13 protein-coding genes are annotated in these 13,975 nt (G+C 48.5%); 2 read left to right on the plus strand and 11 right to left on the minus strand.

The window, feature by feature from the left end:
- Nucleotides 1-126: 126 nt before the first annotated feature.
- The 10 genes from M0L20_RS08395 to M0L20_RS08440 form a co-directional block, all read right to left on the minus strand.
- Nucleotides 127-618 (minus strand): GtrA family protein, encoded by a 492-nt coding sequence (locus M0L20_RS08395; protein WP_435531818.1) that lies wholly within the window; start codon nucleotides 616-618, stop codon nucleotides 127-129.
- Nucleotides 619-745: 127 nt separating this feature from the next.
- Nucleotides 746-2,152, minus strand: a complete 1,407-nt coding sequence (locus M0L20_RS08400) for an NADH-quinone oxidoreductase subunit N (RefSeq protein WP_248476466.1) — start codon at nucleotides 2,150-2,152, stop codon at nucleotides 746-748.
- A 78-nt stretch (nucleotides 2,153-2,230) separates the two neighbouring features.
- On the minus strand, nucleotides 2,231-3,709 hold the full coding sequence (locus tag M0L20_RS08405; protein ID WP_248476467.1) for a complex I subunit 4 family protein: 1,479 nt from the start codon (nucleotides 3,707-3,709) through the stop codon (nucleotides 2,231-2,233).
- Between the two features lie 51 nt (nucleotides 3,710-3,760).
- The gene (nuoL, locus tag M0L20_RS08410; protein ID WP_248476468.1) at nucleotides 3,761-5,689 is read right to left on the minus strand and encodes an NADH-quinone oxidoreductase subunit L; all 1,929 of its coding nucleotides are present in this window, start codon (nucleotides 5,687-5,689) and stop codon (nucleotides 3,761-3,763) included.
- Between the two features lie 86 nt (nucleotides 5,690-5,775).
- On the minus strand, nucleotides 5,776-6,120 hold the full coding sequence (gene nuoK / locus M0L20_RS08415; protein ID WP_046577146.1) for an NADH-quinone oxidoreductase subunit NuoK: 345 nt from the start codon (nucleotides 6,118-6,120) through the stop codon (nucleotides 5,776-5,778).
- A 157-nt stretch (nucleotides 6,121-6,277) separates the two neighbouring features.
- On the minus strand, nucleotides 6,278-7,099 hold the full coding sequence (locus M0L20_RS08420; RefSeq protein ID WP_232560361.1) for a 3'-5' exonuclease: 822 nt from the start codon (nucleotides 7,097-7,099) through the stop codon (nucleotides 6,278-6,280).
- 105 nt (nucleotides 7,100-7,204) lie between these two features.
- Complete coding sequence (locus M0L20_RS08425; RefSeq protein WP_248476469.1) at nucleotides 7,205-8,785, minus strand: FAD-dependent oxidoreductase; 1,581 nt, start codon at nucleotides 8,783-8,785, stop codon at nucleotides 7,205-7,207.
- Between the two features lie 119 nt (nucleotides 8,786-8,904).
- Nucleotides 8,905-9,297: an ExbD/TolR family protein gene (locus M0L20_RS08430; RefSeq protein WP_232560363.1), complete on the minus strand. Its 393-nt coding sequence runs from the start codon at nucleotides 9,295-9,297 to the stop codon at nucleotides 8,905-8,907.
- Nucleotides 9,298-9,379: 82 nt separating this feature from the next.
- Nucleotides 9,380-10,090 (minus strand): MotA/TolQ/ExbB proton channel family protein, encoded by a 711-nt coding sequence (locus tag M0L20_RS08435; protein WP_232560364.1) that lies wholly within the window; start codon nucleotides 10,088-10,090, stop codon nucleotides 9,380-9,382.
- A 171-nt stretch (nucleotides 10,091-10,261) separates the two neighbouring features.
- Nucleotides 10,262-11,233 (minus strand): zinc-dependent alcohol dehydrogenase family protein, encoded by a 972-nt coding sequence (locus tag M0L20_RS08440; protein WP_248476471.1) that lies wholly within the window; start codon nucleotides 11,231-11,233, stop codon nucleotides 10,262-10,264.
- A 163-nt stretch (nucleotides 11,234-11,396) separates the two neighbouring features.
- Between M0L20_RS08440 and M0L20_RS08445 the strand changes: the two genes are divergently transcribed.
- Nucleotides 11,397-12,122 (plus strand): MIP/aquaporin family protein, encoded by a 726-nt coding sequence (locus M0L20_RS08445; protein ID WP_248476473.1) that lies wholly within the window; start codon nucleotides 11,397-11,399, stop codon nucleotides 12,120-12,122.
- A 50-nt stretch (nucleotides 12,123-12,172) separates the two neighbouring features.
- Nucleotides 12,173-12,796, plus strand: coding sequence for a uridine kinase family protein (locus tag M0L20_RS08450; protein ID WP_232560367.1), 624 nt, complete (start codon nucleotides 12,173-12,175; stop codon nucleotides 12,794-12,796).
- A 55-nt stretch (nucleotides 12,797-12,851) separates the two neighbouring features.
- On the opposite strand, the gene M0L20_RS08455 is transcribed toward M0L20_RS08450, so the two are convergent.
- Entirely contained in the window at nucleotides 12,852-13,907 is a 1,056-nt protein-coding gene (locus tag M0L20_RS08455) for a ferredoxin--NADP reductase (RefSeq protein ID WP_248476474.1), read from the minus strand.
- Between the last annotated feature and the right edge of the window lie 68 nt (nucleotides 13,908-13,975).

The following is a 13,975-nucleotide window of genomic DNA, read 5'->3' on the forward strand; positions in this document are numbered from 1 at the left end:
CAAATATACTTTTTTTCTTAGTAATGCAAACTTTACTCTTCTTAGAATCTCTCAGCGGGAAGAAACCGAAGAAAAGTCCAATTGTCAATTATACATTTCAAAGACTTGTGTGAATAAGCAACGGACTTAAACCTTCTCTTTCTCTCGCTGTGAACGTAGCCGAATCTTATCATACATGCCGGTACTACGAAACGTAAGCAGTTTATGACCAAAATAATTTGCCATGAAGCTCATGCCCATGCCGACAACGTGAGAGCCTTTCTCTCGCCAAAGCTGGGGGGCCTTCGGAAACAAAGGATTGGCAAACCACTCCAAGGTGTATTTAGACACGTACACCTGGACGACAAGCGCTACCAAAGCAATAAATAAGAATTTAACGATCTCGCGGCCTGTGTTTCCGGTCTTAGCTGCCGAGAAAGCAAAAAGCTTTGTGGGGATAAACGTTAGAACGGTAGCAGTAAGATAGCCCCAGAGAACACTCGTCGCGTAGTCGAAGTAATTACGGTAAAAAATCTGGCTTATAAAGTTGATGGACGCTCCGAGCAAAGCCGTCAGAAAGAACGAAAAAATATTCTTGAATTCTGTAGGTTTCGGCTGTTCTATACTGCTCACGTTCACGTTCTGGCCAGGAAAAAGACAGTTGATTTGTCTGGTGATTTATCGTTAAAAGTACGACTTTGACACCAAACGTGGTCCAAAGCGAACGCTTTTACTTAGGCTATGGGATTAAATAGTTGGTTACTAGTTAGAAAAGACCTTCTAACAAACCTGGAGCAATTCCCAGCCCAATTGTTAAAATAGTGGCTGCGAGTAGCACGTATTGGTAAAATGGAGCTACCCGGATCGGCTCAGTCGCGCCCTCCCGGAAGTACATGGCAATGATAACCCGGAAGTAATAGTAAATACCAACGGCAGACATCAACACCGCTACTACCAATAACCAGATTTGTCCTCTTTCAACGGCTGTTGAGAACATATAGAATTTCCCCCAAAAACCGGCAGTTAATGGAATACCCGCCAGCGACAGCATTGAAACAGCCATTGCAAAGCCCAGGAGCGGATTTTGACGAGCGAGGCCATTGAATGCGTCAAAGTTTTCGCTCGTTACACCCTCACCCGAAAACGTCTGCGTGCTGCGCTGTTGGGCAACTAGCAGTAGAACGCCAAACGCCGAAATAGTAGCCACTGAGTAAGCCAGCGAGTAAAACACGATAGCCTGTTTAGTTTGTGTGCCTAAAGCCGCTAAGCCCAGCAACAGATACCCCGCATGCGAGATGCTCGAATACGACATCATGCGCTTAAAGCTGTTCTGGTAGACGGCTGTTATGTTGCCCGCAACCAGCGTTATAGCCGTAATGATTGCTAAAATGGTCCACCAGAAAGAGTAAACACCGACAAACGACACGGACAACAGCCGGAAAAGAGCGGCAAAACCTGCCGTCTTGACAACGGTTGACATAAACGCAGTGAAAATGGTAGGTGCGCCGTCGTACACATCGGGCGTCCAGAAATGGAACGGTGCGGCCGAAACTTTAAACAACAGGCCGATCAAGAGCATGAGCAGCCCCACGTACAGCAGCAAAGAAAGACCCATCTGCGCGTTAGCCGCGTAACCTCGGATGCCTGCTAAGGTAAACGAACCAGTTGCTCCGTATAACAGCGCAATGCCAAACAGCAGGATACCCGTCGTAAATGCACCCATCAGGAAGTACTTCAGCGCGGCTTCGTTGGAACGAAGGTTGCGCTTGTCACTACCGGTAAGCACGTACATGGCAACGGATAAAATCTCGACACCGACAAACAGCATGATTAGGTTTTCGAAATCAACCATCATGATCGCACCAACCAGCGAAAACAATATAATACTGTAATATTCAGCCGGTTGCGCTGACTCATCATCCATAAATTTGCTTGACAGAGCTACCACCATAAAGGCTGACCCGAGTATAATGGCCGTTAAGACCATAGTCAGGTTGTTGGTCCGTAGCATGTCGTTAAAGTACAGGTATGTCTTGTTCCAATCAAGGAAGTTAACGACTAACGCCAGCGACAGGAAGAGCAGCGTTGCAGGTAATAGCACCGTCTTTGACTTAAGAAAGCCAAGGAACAGAAGTACAATGCCAAAAACCGATAACAGAACGATGGGAAGCATATTTGTCTGATTTTCCGTTTTCAGTTGACCAGTGCGTACTGTGAGGCATTACCTGATTAACCGAAAGCTTTTCTGTGTTTATTTCAAGGAAACCGCCGTTGTACCGATGTACTTCATCAGATTAGCGACAGCCGGTTCAGTTACTTTTAAAAACGTATGAGGATAAATGCCAATCCAGAATACCATGACGACAAGGGGGATAAACACCCAGCTTTCGGAGCTAGTCAAGTCGGCAAATGATTCGGTGCGGGAAGAGGTTGGACCAAACATGCTTTTCTGGAACATCCGGAGCATATATACCGCACCAAAAATAATGGTAAACCCTGCGGCCAGACCCAGGTAGTGGTTATACGTGAAGACACCGTGCAGCAACAGGAATTCGCCCACAAAGCCATTGGTAAGCGGTAGGGCAACGGAGCCAAGCAGCATAACCATGAAGAAAACGGTCAGCTTCGGCGTTGTGCGGGTAATACCTCCCAATTGATCGAGCTGACGGGTATTGGTCCGTAAGAAGATCACGTCAGCCACGAAGAACATACCGACAACGTTGATGCCGTGCGCCAACATTTGCACCAGAGCCCCCTGCATACCGGTTTCAGTCTGCGAAAAAACACCAGCCGCCATCAGTCCCACGTGTGAGAACGACGAATAAGCAATCAGTCGTTTCATATCTCGCTGACGAATGGCAATGATCGATCCGTAAAGAATGCCGATTACCGACAGGATAATTGCCGTTTTCCCCCAGGTTTCGACACCAAGTGGTACCACAGGAAGGATAAACCGGATCAGGCCATACACACCCATCTTGAGCATAATACCGGCTAGCAGCATTGTTGCTGGAGTCGGCGACTCGACATACGTATCAGGCTGCCACGTATGAAAGGGGAAAATGGGCATCTTAATGGCGAACGCAATAAAGAACGCCCAGAATACCCAGTTTTGCGCTTCGGGGGTCAGCTTAAGCTTGTAAAAGTCTACGATAGCCGAAGAGTGAGGAGCGGTAGCCGTTGCGGGTGTTTGGTAATACAGGTACACCAGCGCAAGCAGCATGAATAAGCTACCAAAAATCGTGTAGACAAAGAATTTGAAGGTAACAGGAATACGGTTTTCTCCGCCCCACATCGCGGCCAGAAAATAGATCGGAATTAGGGCTGCTTCAAAAAACAGGTAGAACAGGAAGCCGTCGCGGGCGGTAAACACACCCACCAAAGCAGCCTGCATATAAAGCATCAGAGCGTAAAATAAATTAGGCCGCTCATAGCTCCGGTCAAACGTAGAAAGTACAATAAATGGTACGATCAAGCCAGTCAATAACACCAGCAGGACACTGATTCCATCGATACCGGCGCTAAACCGAATACCTAACGAACCAATCCAGGGGTAATCGAAACCAAACTGTGAGGTATAATCCGGCTGGAACCTTGAGAAAGCAAAGCCTGCTACTGCTAATTCAATCAATGCAGCAACCAACGCTACTTGTTTTACCCGCTCTCCCTGAAGCAACAAAATCAACGTAGCAGCGACGACCGGGAAAAGAATCAGGAATAGTGTAAGCATATAATGAGTGTCGATGGGCGATTACGAGTACTCGTAATTCGTTGTAGCTAACTAAAACCGAATGAAAAACCGCAGCGCAAAAATGGCGGCAATGCTTAACACCATGGCGAACACGTAGAAACTGATGGAGCCATTCTGGAGAAGCCGAAGTTGGGCTGAACTTTGACGAACCAGCCAGGCAACCCCATTGACAATACCGTCAATAAGTCCTTCACCGAAGCTGTATAGGGCATCTCCCAGACCACGAATGGGCCGTACAATAATCGTTTCGTACAGTTCGTCTACGTAGTATTTATTGTACACAACCTGTTCGGGCAATGAGCGTTCTGCACTATCAGGAGCAGGAACCGCCCCACGGCTGATGTAGGTGACGTATGCGATCACCAAAGCGAGTAAAGCAACACCTGCCGAAACCGCCATCAGGATATATTCGGTACTATGCTCGATTGTCGATTCGGCAAATGCTTCTGGATTTACCTGACGCGACCCTTCAAACAGCGGAGCCATGAAATCACCAAGCCAGCCCGAACCCGGCAGGTTCAAACCACCGCCAATGGCCGATAAAATAGCCAGAACAACCAGCGGAGCGGTCATCGTAGCGGGTGACTCGTGCAAGTGATGCCGCTGTTCTTCTGTTCCCCGGAACTCACCAAAGAACGTCAGGAACAACAAGCGGAACATATAAAAGGAGGTCAGACCGGAGCCTAGTACACCAAGAGCCCACAATAGTTTGTTATGTTCGAAAACGTGCGCCAGGATTTCGTCTTTCGAGAAGAAGCCAGCAAACGGCGGCAAACCGGAAATGGCGATTGTTCCGATCAGAAACGTAATAAACGTAACAGGCAAGGCTTTGCGCAGGCCGCCCATTTTCCGAATGTCCTGTTCGTCGGACATAGCGTGAATAACGCTACCCGCTCCCAAAAACAACAAGGCTTTAAAGAAGGCGTGGGTAATTACGTGGAACATGCCCGCCGTATAAGCCGTTGCGCTCAAACCTAGAAACATATAACCCAACTGCGAAACCGTCGAGTAAGCCAGTACTTTCTTGATGTCGTTTTGCAGAAGGCCAATGGAAGCCGCCAGTAAAGCAGTAGCAATAGCGATGTAACCAACGATTTCCAGCGTCAGCGGAGCCAGCGTGTAAAGAACGTTTGAACGAACGACCATGTAAATTCCCGCCGTTACCATCGTCGCTGCGTGGATCAGGGCCGATACGGGCGTTGGTCCCGCCATAGCGTCCGGAAGCCAGGTATAGAGCGGAATCTGAGCCGATTTACCCATCGCACCGACAAACAGCAGAATGGTAATCAACAGGATGGTGCTATCACCCATCGGTAAGCTCGTCGCTTGCTTAAACACATCGACATACTCAACCGTACCGAATGTGTTGATGAGCATGAAGATACCGAGCAGAAAGCCCAAGTCACCAATTCGGTTCATGACAAAGGCTTTGCGAGCGGCATTGTTGTAGCTCGTGTTTTTGTTCCAGAAGCCGATCAGCAGATAAGAACAAAGTCCAACGCCTTCCCAGCCAATAAACATGATGACGTAGTTCGACCCCATCACCAGCAAAAGCATGAAGAACACGAACAGATTCAGAAACGCCATGAATTTGCCGAATCCTTCATCGTGGCTCATGTAGCCAATGCTATACAAATGGATGAGCGTTCCAACGCCAGTCACGACCAGCAGCATCAACAACGATAACTGGTCAATCTGAAAGGAAAAGTTAATGTGAAGATCCCCGACGCTGATCCAGTCAAACAGGGTTGCGACAAGCGGCCCGGCATTGTCTACACGTCCGGCGTTGCCGATAAATGCGCCAAACAAATAAGCCGATGTCAGAAAAGAAGCTAGTACAGCAACTGTAGCGATGACTCCGGCTAAGCTCTTGGGTACCCGCCGAAAGCCAATACCGTTGATAAGAAAACCAATCAACGGAAAAAGCGGAATTAATGCACTGAGTAATTCTATTTTCATTAGTTGTAAGTCGATAGTCGTTGGTCAGTAATCAGTATTGTGACGAATAAGTCAGTTTTTCTACCGAATAAGCACCGCTGACTGTTTTACCATTTCAACTTATTAAGCAATCCAACGTCAATGGATCGGGTATTTCGATAAATCATAACAATTATAGCCAGACCGACCGATACTTCGGCAGCCGCTACAGCCATAATAAAAAAGACGAAAACCTGCCCCGACGAGTCAGAACGATAGGAAGAGAATGCGATGAGTAATAAGTTGACGGCGTTGAGCATCAACTCAATCGACATAAAGATGATGATAGCGTTGCGCCGGGTCAGTACACCAATGATGCCGATGACGAACAGCGCGGTGCTGAGAATCAGGTAATACGTGAGCGGTATTTGCTGAATGACTTCCGGAATGAGGACGTCCTGCGTGGGTTGCATGGCTTGCCGGTTAATAGAAAGTATGGCAAATGTAAAGATTATTCGGGCTTGCTCAAATTCGGGCAGCCAGGGTAGACCGTGAATTTGGGCAATTAATAAGGCTATAGTCCAAATTGGAGCATTATTTTTACCACATTCGGCCTTGAATTCTACTTATTTACTTTTTCGCATGGCCGTTGCTGAACATTCTCAACCGAATTTCCGTTAGCCTCCGCTTGGTATCGAGTGGAAATTCGCCCTTCAACATCCAATCGTAGAACGAAGGCTCTTTCTTCAATACTTCCAGCACAGGCAGTCCTTTGTGTTTGCCAAAATTGAAAACCTCTTCGCCTTTTTCGTTGATAACAATCCGGCCAGCTAAATCGACATTTTTGTTGGCGGTCAGGCTGTGAAGCATATCCACATCGTTGTCAAAAACAACGTCCTGTCCGCTATCTGCTTTGGCGACCATGCCCATGTAACGCTGCACCTGCGCATTAAGCACTTCCAGCGACGCAATCGTGTCGGCTTCGGCCCCGTGCGCACCAACTAACTCTTTGTTGCAGTAGAATTTGTAAGCCGCCGACAGATTACGTGGTTCCATGAGATGGAAAATACGTTGCGCATCGACCATTCGACGGTTTTTCATGTCAAATTCGACATTAGCGCGTAAGAACTCCTCGACCAGTACGGGAACATCGAACCGGTTGCTGTTGAATCCTGCCAGATCGCAACCGTCCATAAACTGCGCTAATGTGCGAGCGACGGATTTAAAGGGAGGAGCATCCTTTACATCATCGTCATAAATGCCGTGAATCAAGCTCGATTCCAACGGGATAGGCATCCCGGGGTTAACGCGCTGGGTTTTAGTAGCTACTTCACCATTTGGTAACGCCTTAATGATGCAAATGTCAATAATACGGTCTTTCGCTACGTTTACGCCAGTCGTTTCGAGGTCAAAGAAAGCGAGCGGTTTTTTGAGTACAAGTTGATGCGTCATAACCAAACCGAATAAACAACACGGTTAGGCCACAAAGGTAAACTGTTTGATGGACAAGTTATGCGCAAGCAATTAACTATGCGTTAATTACACGATCAGGCTCGTTTAGACTTCTTTCAACCGATCTAACCAATTGACACCCTGCCGGACCTCATCGACCGATGGCATACGACCAGCCTGCATCAGTTCTCGGATGGCAATAATATCCTGATCGCGCTTTAATCCAGCCGCTGCCTTAATTTGATTTTCCTGTACGTAGAAGGCGAGAAACGATTCATCAGTTTGCGGATCACCGTCGTAGATGATATCGTCAAAATGATCGGCGTGGCCAACGTAATTAATTCGTTTGCCGAGTTGATTGGTCCAGAAAAAAGGAACTTCGTGGTAAGGCTGCTCCCGACCAGCCATGTTCAAGCCAGCAACATAGCCTTGTACGCCCGCAACTTTCCAGTGTTCAATTCGTTCGCTACCGTCTGGAGTCGGATAGTGAGCGATGTCGCCAGCCGCATAAAGATCATCTGCCAGCTTGAGGTAAGCGTCCGTTTTGACCCCGCCGTCTTTTTCGAGTGGAATACTTTTCAAGAAATCCGTCTTTGGATGTACACCTAAACCCAACAGGACAAGATCAGCCGGAAGCCGCTGCCCATTATCCAGCAGTACTGCCTTGACCGCATCGTTGCCTTCTACCTGTGCTACTTTACAGCCCAAATGAAAGCGAATACCTTCTTTTTCGTGCCAGCCTTGCATCAGCCGGCCGATTTTCTCGCCTAGTGTTTTGCTAAACGGTACAGGCTCCGGGCTAACCACGTCTACTTCGCAACCTAGCTTGTGCATACTCATGGCTCCTTCCAATCCAATAAACGAGCTACCCACAACAACGACGCGCTTTCCTGACTGTCCCAGTTCGCGAAGACGCTGGCTATCGTGCAGTGTACGGAGGGTATAAACGCCTTGCATATTGACGTCTACATCCGGCAGCAAATTAGGCTGGCCACCTGTGCAGACCAGAGCCTTATCGTAGGTCAGCGTTTCGCCGGAAGCCAATTCGATTTGCTTTGTAGTAGGATCAAGCGAAGCAACACGCTGGTTTGTCCGGATGTCGATGCCATAATCCTGATAGAACTCTTCCGTACGAAGTGGCATCCACTCGTCAGGCGCTTCCCCTTGCAAATAGTCTTTCGAACAGTTGGGCCGGTCATACGGTCTTTCCTGGCTTTCGGTAAGCACCGTAATTTTGCCCGTAAATCCGCCTTCCCGCAAACCTTCTGCAGCAAAGGTCGCGGCTCCTCCTCCACCCACGATAACATAGGTTTCCCCATTCGTGGGATCAGGCGTAACCATTGGATTTTCGAGACTTTCCTTATTCGTTGTCAGGCGGACAAACACCTGATCGTTTTCGATTCGCACCTCGTGCGTGGGTAATCCGTTGAGGGCTGGTGCTTCTAACCGATGCCCGTCTCTAACATCGAAGCAGGCATTATGCCAAGGACAAACGAGCCGGTGTCCGTTGAGTAGTCCCTTTGCTAGTGGGCCCTGATAGTGCGTGCATTTCGGATGAAGCGCGTAAAACTGGCCATCAGCGCGGGCTAGCAGCACATCCGTATCACCCACTTGAACTTCTTTCAGTTGACCATCAGCAAGGTCATCAACGTGACAGACGGCGGCTTCGGTGTAATCAGCGATCATAGATATAGACAACGGTTAGGTCCGGTGTCCTATAAACTGCGAAGTCGAGTCAATTGATTGAAGAGAATAAAAAAAGCCGTTGCAGTGCTGCAACGGCTTACCACTCTTTCAAAATTGTCTTATTTCGACGTTGCCATCACCATTTTGATGTTCAGCTTGGCACCCGTTTGTAACACATCGACCAGATCCTGGACCGTCAGCGATTTGTCAAACCGTACGACAACCGTTGGCTCGGCAATGCCAGCCATGATTGTTTTTAGCTCCGTTTCCAGACTAGCGGCATCAACGGGCTTTTTATCGATGAAATACTGCTTTTTATCATCGACCGACAACGTCACCTGTTTTTTGCTCAACTGCTGCGACGATGACGCTTTGGGCAGCATCAGCTTGATAACATTCGGATTTGCTACCGTCGAAATGATGAGGAAAAACAACAGCAGGAAAAACATGATGTCGTTCAGCGACGATGTCGCGACCTCGGCAGCAAATTTATTTTTTCTTCGAAGTTTCATAGTAAGTAAGGCACCAGATAACGGCTGTTAGCCCGAAAAGTACCAGTTGATTCGGCTCATGCTACGCCCGGACCCCGGAATCCTATCGCATCCGAGCGGGTTCAGCCGTCGGTTTCTGGAGAACTTCGATAAACTCAAATGCATTCATCTCCAGTTGAAGCGTGAACCGCTCAATCATCATGTTCAGCAGGTGATACCCCGTGTACGAAATAACCCCAACAATCAGACCAGCACCGGAGGTGATCATTTTCTCGTACAGACCACCCGCAATGATACCAACGCTGATGTTGTCCGATAAAGAAATATCGTAGAAGATACGAATAATCCCGGAGATGGTCCCGATAAATCCGAGCATCGGAGCGATACCGGCAATAATACCCAGGTAGCCCATGTTTCGCTCTAGACGCGACAATTCGATCTGGCCAACGGTTTCAATCGTGCTTTCGATTTCCTTGATTGGCGAACCAATCCGACCGATTGCTTTTTCGAAAACGCGTCCCATGGCGGTACGCTGATTCTTGGCAAACGACTCCGCCGATTTTATATTTCCCTGCGCCACCATATCCCGAATATTATCGACAAAGTTCGGGTCGCTTTTCGTTTGGGAGCGAATCACAAAATAGCGTTCAAAAATCAGGTAAAGCGCCGAAAAGAACAGCAGCGCAATGGGTATCATAACCCAGCCGCCCTTGGCAACCAGATCAAATAACTGTAAACTTTGTGGTTGGGGGGCCGCCGTGGCTGACAACGACGCGGCCGTGGTGTCAACGGCCGGAACCTGAAGCAAGAGCATACGAACGAGTCGGGTAAGTGAGTGAGTTTGACCAGCTGTTGTTTTGACACAAACGAGCCGCTTTCCTCGGATATTGTTTCAAAGATAGTGAAGCCTGTTTTATACAAACGATAAACTTAGGCAGTGTACGCTAAACCTACAGGCTAAACTACCCATTTTTTGGTAAGCTAGTCAAGGTTTGATAAGAATTTTACCCCGCCGTCCTGGTCGCTCGGCATGTTCGGTCGCTTCGGTAATCTGATCAAGCGGGTAAGACGCTTCAACGGGTAACTGAATTTTTCCCGATGCCAACAACCGCACTACATTCTGAGCAACATCCTGCCGGGTCTGGCTGTCAACACGGCGCATCCAGTCCGTAAGCCAGAATCCTTTAATCGTTAATTCTCTAAAAATCAGTAGCCCGGCGTTAATAGTTGGGTCCTGCATACTCATCAATCCATAGATGATTATGGTCCCTCCTTTAGCCAGACAGGTTAAGGCTTCGGTAGCAGTATGTCCACCCACAGCATCCAACACGCAGGCGACACCAACGCCATCGGTAATTTGCTTAACACGAGCGGCTAAATTTTCGGTTTCTACATTGATAACTTCGGTTAACCCCAATGCTTTCAATTCTTCATTAAGATCATCGCGTCGAACGGTACCAATGGTGTTGATCCCCCGCATCTGGCACAACTGAATAACCAATTTCCCGAAAGCAGATCCAACAGCGGTAACCAGTAGCCAGCCACCTTCCGGCACACCCGAATCCTGCACCATTGCGTAAGCCGTAAACGGATTGACAAACAGTTGCGCCCCTAGGTCGTCTGAAATCTCATCGGGAATGGGCACCAGCGCTTTTTCGTGCGCCAGCGCGTACTCCGACCATGAGCCAACACCGCTAAAGCTCACTCGGGTGCCGGTCGGTATCTGAACGCCCTCGCCGACGGCATCGACAACACCAACGCCTTCGAAACCAGCTCCCGACGGTAGCTGTGGCCGAATACCGTACAGATTCTGGACAAACATGATGTCCGACGGGTTGATCGGTGCGGCAATTACCTTCACGCGCACTTCATTTGGACCCGGCTCGGGCAGTGCTACTTCAGTTGCTTTCAGGATTTGGCCGGGCTTACCAGTCTGCTCAAAAATGATGCTTTTCATAAGCGTTGATGCGTTGTCGTTGTAAATGTGTTGAAAATATGATTTAATTCGCACAAACTATTCCTAAACCTTGAGATCAAGCGTCAGCCGGTAAACACTCATTGGTAACAGCAGTGCTTTTATCCCAACGATTATAGTACCGGCTGATAGCTCGTATTGTTCAATGCAGACTTCTCCCTTTATCGGCGAATTAATCGGCACAGCCGTGCTACTTTTCTTAGGCAACGGTGTTGTTGCTAACGTTGTTCTCAAACAAACCAAGGGTGAATCTGCCGGTTGGATTGTTATCACAGCTGGGTGGGCCTTCGCGGTAACCATGGGCGTTTTTGTAGCGAAAGCGTTTGGAAGCGTTGATGCACACCTGAATCCGGCAGTCACCGTAGCCTTTGCGGTTGCCACCAACGACTACAGTCACGTTGTTCCTTACATAACCGCACAGTTGATCGGTAGTTTTATCGGGGCAACGCTGGTCTGGCTGCATTATTCTCCCCACTGGGCGGCTACCCCTGATCCAGCAGACAAACTCGCTTGTTTTGGTACAGGACCTGCCATTCGGAAACTAGGTGCCAATTTTTTAAGCGAGATGTTAGCTACGCTTGTTCTTATCTTGGGTCTGGCCGGAATATCGTCTAAAAACCTGGGGGAACTCGCCATTGGTGTTGGACCGTATCTTGTTGGTATCCTGGTTTGGAGCATTGGGCTTTCGTTGGGTGGTACCACGGGGTACGCCATCAACCCTGCTCGTGATCTGGGCCCACGACTCGCGCATGCCGTATTACCAATCCCCAGTAAAGGCACTTCCGATTGGGCTTACGCCTGGGTACCCATCGTCGGGCCGCTGGTTGGCGCTATCATCGGTGGCTTGTTCATTCGTTTCTTCACGCTATAGGACAAAAGAAGCAACAAACTGGTTTGTGTTCTCTGTATCTTTGTTCTATTATGGCAACCAAACCGTTTATCGTCGGTATTACCGGCGGCAGTGCTTCAGGAAAAACATCCGTTCTAAAGGATATTCTTAATGCGTTTACCGAAGACCAGATTTGCCTGATTTCACAGGATAACTATTATCGAACGCTCGATTTTATTCCGGTTGATCAGAACGGCGTTTATAATTTCGATCTGCCCGTAACGATCAATCACGAACTGTTTGCAGAACATTTAAGTCTGCTGCACGCGGGGCAAACGATTGAAGCAAAGGAATATACGTTTAACAACCCGAACGTGATTCCCCGGATGCTGATCTACCGCCCTACACCGATTATTATTGTTGAAGGATTGTTTGTTTTTCACTTTCCCGACGTAGCTACTCAGCTCGATCTGAAAGTGTATATTACTGCAAAAAATAGCATCAAGCTCGACCGGCGGCTTAGCCGTGACCAGGCCGAGCGAGGTCTTACGGAGGAATTGATCAATTACCAGTGGAAACATCATGTACGTCCGGCTTACCGCGAGTTTGTAAAACCACATAAGGACCAGGCAGACATTGTTATTCCCAATAACTTACACTACCAGAAAGGTTTAGAGGTTTTATTAGCCTTCTTGAGAACAAAAGTAAATTCATGATATGGCTGGTGCCCCGCCGAATTGGGCAATCGTTGATCAGGCGGGGCACTATCTCTTATACCTCAATCACAACGTCATCGCTTTCGGGATAGCCAGTGCAGGTCAGTACCCAGCCTTCGCGCAGGTCGCGTTCAGTAAGCACGTCGTTGATCGTCATGTGTACGCTCCCCGACTGACAGCGAGCCACGCAGGTAGAGCACCGTCCTCCCCGGCAGCTGTAGGGCAAAGCAATACCTTCATCCAGCGCAGCCTGCAAAATGGATTTGTAAGCAGGAACCTGAATTTCGATTTCCCGTCCCCGAAACCGAAGTAACACCGTCCGATCCTGGGCGATGATGGGTAGTGGGGTCAGCACGACAGGTTCTACAACGAAATTCTCCCGTCGAATCTGGTCAGCGTGAAACCCACTGAATACGAGTGTAAACTGCACCATGCGCATGTAATCGCCCGGTCCACACACGAAGAAATGGCTTGTTTCTCGATTCGATTTACCGATTAATGTTGGCAACAAGCGTTCGAGCATAACATTATTGAGCCGGCCGCGCAGACCGTTCCAATCCTCGGACGGATTGCTCAGTAAATACAACAGCCGAAAACGATCGGGAAATTGACGCTGAAGATCGGCTAGTTCGTCCCGAAAAATAATACTTCGTTCATGGGTACTGCTGTACAGCAACGTCACGCGTCGATGCGGTTCAGTACGTAAAACTTGCTTGACCAGTGCAAACAGTGGTGTAATACCGCTCCCAGCCCCCAATAGCACAACATCCCCCGGCAAGTTCTCATCCAGTGTAAATCGTCCGGCGGGTGGTAAACTCGTTAGTATGTCTCCGACACGCAGGGTATCAAGCAGCATTCGCGAAATTTCGCCGTTCTGAACGCGCTTGATCGTCAATCGCAACGGCTCGTCGGCAGTTGAACTAAGCGAGTAAGATCTTCTTATTTCATGCGAATTCGGTCCGCTCTCGCCGTGTTGCAGAATCAATGTTAGAAATTGTCCGGCACGATGTGGAACAGATCGGCCATCAACAGATTCCAGGTAAATACTTTTAGTGTCAGAAGTTTCTGCCTGGATGCGAACAACGCGAAGCTTAAGAATATCGTCGGTCATGGACACTTATACTTTAGGCCAAAACGAACCAAATAGGGTCTGTTGTTTGAAAGCCCAAACGATTTCCC

Origin of the sequence: Spirosoma liriopis, from assembly GCF_023196085.1 — a bacterium.
GTDB classification, from domain to species: Bacteria; Bacteroidota; Bacteroidia; order Cytophagales; family Spirosomataceae; genus Spirosoma; species Spirosoma oryzicola.

What these genes read in the sequence shown, in the direction of transcription:
- M0L20_RS08430 (WP_232560363.1), bottom strand. Translation starts at nt 9,297, where the DNA reads ATGAAACTTCGAAGAAAAAATAAATTTGCTGCCGAGGTCGCGACATCG.
- M0L20_RS08405 (WP_248476467.1), bottom strand. Translation starts at nt 3,709, where the DNA reads ATGCTTACACTATTCCTGATTCTTTTCCCGGTCGTCGCTGCTACGTTG.
- nuoL (WP_248476468.1), bottom strand. Translation starts at nt 5,689, where the DNA reads ATGAAAATAGAATTACTCAGTGCATTAATTCCGCTTTTTCCGTTGATT.
- M0L20_RS08400 (WP_248476466.1), bottom strand. Translation starts at nt 2,152, where the DNA reads ATGCTTCCCATCGTTCTGTTATCGGTTTTTGGCATTGTACTTCTGTTC.
- M0L20_RS08455 (WP_248476474.1), bottom strand. Translation starts at nt 13,907, where the DNA reads ATGACCGACGATATTCTTAAGCTTCGCGTTGTTCGCATCCAGGCAGAA.
- M0L20_RS08420 (WP_232560361.1), bottom strand. Translation starts at nt 7,099, where the DNA reads ATGACGCATCAACTTGTACTCAAAAAACCGCTCGCTTTCTTTGACCTC.
- M0L20_RS08435 (WP_232560364.1), bottom strand. Translation starts at nt 10,090, where the DNA reads ATGCTCTTGCTTCAGGTTCCGGCCGTTGACACCACGGCCGCGTCGTTG.
- M0L20_RS08425 (WP_248476469.1), bottom strand. Translation starts at nt 8,785, where the DNA reads ATGATCGCTGATTACACCGAAGCCGCCGTCTGTCACGTTGATGACCTT.
- M0L20_RS08440 (WP_248476471.1), bottom strand. Translation starts at nt 11,233, where the DNA reads ATGAAAAGCATCATTTTTGAGCAGACTGGTAAGCCCGGCCAAATCCTG.
- M0L20_RS08445 (WP_248476473.1), top strand. Translation starts at nt 11,397, where the DNA reads ATGCAGACTTCTCCCTTTATCGGCGAATTAATCGGCACAGCCGTGCTA.
- M0L20_RS08450 (WP_232560367.1), top strand. Translation starts at nt 12,173, where the DNA reads ATGGCAACCAAACCGTTTATCGTCGGTATTACCGGCGGCAGTGCTTCA.
- nuoK (WP_046577146.1), bottom strand. Translation starts at nt 6,120, where the DNA reads ATGCAACCCACGCAGGACGTCCTCATTCCGGAAGTCATTCAGCAAATA.